Consider the following 2757-nt stretch of genomic DNA (forward strand, 5'->3'; position numbering starts at 1 on the left):
CGGGCAGGTGTCGTCGGCGAAGAGATGCCGAGATCCACCATCAGCCATTTGCCCTGATAGCCGTAGAGGTTGAGGTTCATCCCGATCTCGCCGGAGCCGCCGAGTGGGAGGAAATAGAGTGCGCCATCCTCCTGAACGAAGGTATCCGCCGGGGTTTCGGGCGTTCCGGCGGCTGACTTGGAGGATTGTGTCATTGGACCGTGTTGCGCTTGTGGATCAGGAGGAGACCGCGGAGCGTCAGCTCATTATCGGTGTGTTCGATGACATGGGTAGCCTTGGCGAAAAGAACAGCCAATCCGCCGGTGGCGACCACCCGCATCGGTTCGCCGTACTCCGCCCGGATGCGGGAAACCAGCCCTTCGATCAGGCCGACATACCCCCAGAAGATGCCGGACTGCATGCAGGCGATGGTGTTCTTGCCGATCACCTGGGACGGGGGCTGGATCTCCACGCGCGGCAGCTTGGACGCCGCCATCTGCAGCGCCTCCAGCGACAGGTTCAGCCCGGGCGCGATGACGCCGCCACGGTAGTTGCCATCGGCATCCACGACATCGAAGGTCGTCGCCGTGCCGAAATCGATGACGATCAGCGGGGTCTTGTAGGTCGCGGCAGCGGCAACCGTGTTCACCAGACGGTCGGCCCCGACCTCCTCCGGCCGGTCGACCAGCGCCTTGGCGCCGAGATCGACGCCGGGCTGGCCGACGATCACCGGCTCGCAGCCGAAATGATCCTTGCACAGCCGCTTCAGGTTGAAGGTGGCGCCGGGCACCACGCTGGCGATGATGGCGCCATGGATATCGACCGGCTTCAGACCCTTCAGCGCCATCAGGTGGGTGAGCCACACCATGTATTCGTCGGAGGTGCGTTTGGGGTCGGTCGCCGTGCGCCAGATGCCGCGCTGGCGGTCGCCGTCATAGATGGCGAACACCACATTCGTGTTTCCGGCGTCGATGGCGAGCAACATGGCAAAGTCCTGAAGGCGGTGGGCGTTTGAAATCAGGGTTCGGCAACAGGAGGCGCGAAGAAGACGTCGCCGGCGGCGATCCGCTGCCGCGGGCCGCCGTCCGTTGGATCAAGCAACAGAACGCCGTCGCTGTCCAGATCGGCGAAGGTCCCGGAGATCGTCCGATCCGCCAGCCTGACCAGAATCGGCCCGCCCAGCCCCCTGGCCCGCGACATCCAGGCATCGCGCACGGGAGCGAAACCATGGCTCCGCCAGCGGCTGTACCAGCGCTCCAGATGCTCCGCATAGACCTCCAGCAGCGCGGCCGGGCCCATGGGCGGAGCCCCTTCGGCGATCAGCGAAGTGGCGCCGTAATCGACGGTCGGGGGAAAATGCCGCAGGTTGATGCCGACCCCCAGCACCACCCAAGCGACCCTGCCGTCGCCTGCAGGCTCCGACTCGAGAAGGATGCCGGACAGCTTGCGGTCATGCACCAGCACGTCGTTCGGCCATTTGCAGCGCACGCCGCCGGGGTCGGGCAACACCGACTCGGCGGTTTCGGCGATGGCAAGCGCAGCGACGAAGGAGATCTGGGCGGCTTCAGCCGGCGGCAGGCCGGGACGCAGAATCGTTGTGCTGTAGAGATTGCCCTCGGGAGAGGTCCAGACCCGGCCGCGACGGCCCCGGCCGCTCTCCTGCCGACGGGCCCAGACGATGGTGCCCTCGGGTGCCCCGGAACGCGACAAGGCCTTCGCCTCGTCGTTCGTGCTGCCGACGGAGTCGAAGGCCTTGACCTGGAAGCCCGGAGGCAGGCGCAGACGCGCCGCCTCCGCTTCGAGCGATGCTGTCATCGGTCGGATGTCACCCGGCGAACAGGGCCGCCGCCGCCGCCGCCGCACCGTTCAGGATCGGCGCCGGAGCGACGAAGAACAGCAGGGTGAACAGGCTGGTGAGCACCAGGACGCCGGTCATGCCGTCGTCATCCACCTTGTCGACCACCACCGCCGGCTCGTCGAAATACATGATCTTGATGATCCGCAGATAGTAGAAGGCACCAACGACGCTGGTCAGCACACCGACCACGGCCAGCGTGTATTCCTGGGCGGCGATGGCGGCCAGGAAGACGTAGAGCTTGCCGAAGAAGCCGGCCATCGGCGGGATGCCGGCCATGGAGAACATGAAGATCGCCATGGTGGCGGCCAGCATCGGGTTGGTCTTGGACAGGCCGGAGAAGTCCTTGATCTCCTCCAGCATCCGGCCCTTGGCCTTCATGCTGAGGATGACCGCGAAGGCGCCGATGTTCATGGCGATGTAGAGCGCCATGTAGATCAGCACGCCACGGACGCCGTCCTGCGTACCGGTGGTCAGGCCGACCAGCGCGTAACCGACATGGCCGATGGAGCTGTAGGCCATCAGGCGCTTGATGTTGGTCTGCATGATGGCGACGAAGGAACCGATCACCATCGACAGGATGGCGGTCGCCACCAGCACCTGATGCCACTGAGCGGCGAGATGGCCGAACGGCTCCATCACCACGCGGGTCAGCAGGGCGATGGCCGCCACCTTCGGTGCCGCCGCGAAGAAGGCGGTGACCGGGGTCGGCGCACCCTCATACACGTCCGGCGTCCACATGTGGAACGGAGCGGCGGAGATCTTGAAGGCCAGACCGGCCATCACGAACACCAGACCGATCACCAGCCCAGGCGACACATGGGCGCCGCCGGCGAACAGCGCCGCCACCTTGTCGAAGGACGTGGTGCCGGCGAAGCCGTAGACCAGCGAGGCGCCGTACAGCAGCATGCCCGAGGAGAGCG

Annotated in this window: 3 protein-coding genes and 1 pseudogene; all 4 read right to left on the minus strand. The window is 65.9% G+C overall.

Annotation, left to right across the window (positions count from 1 at the left end; genetic code table 11):
- A pseudogene (locus I71_RS07695) lies at window positions 1-194 on the minus strand (hypothetical protein); the annotation flags it as partial.
- Complete coding sequence (locus I71_RS07700) at window positions 191-964, minus strand: type III pantothenate kinase (protein ID WP_042693485.1); 774 nt, start codon at window positions 962-964, stop codon at window positions 191-193. The pseudogene I71_RS07695 and the gene I71_RS07700, both read right to left, overlap by 4 nt.
- 32 nt (window positions 965-996) lie before the next feature.
- On the minus strand, window positions 997-1794 hold the full coding sequence (locus tag I71_RS07705) for a biotin--[acetyl-CoA-carboxylase] ligase (protein WP_042693487.1): 798 nt from the start codon (window positions 1792-1794) through the stop codon (window positions 997-999).
- Window positions 1795-1804: 10 nt separating this feature from the next.
- The coding region (locus I71_RS07710; RefSeq protein WP_042693489.1) for an NADH-quinone oxidoreductase subunit N at window positions 1805-2757 on the minus strand (953 nt) is incomplete at its 5' end.

This window comes from Azospirillum sp. B506, assembly GCF_000333595.1.
Taxonomy (GTDB): domain Bacteria; phylum Pseudomonadota; class Alphaproteobacteria; order Azospirillales; family Azospirillaceae; genus Azospirillum.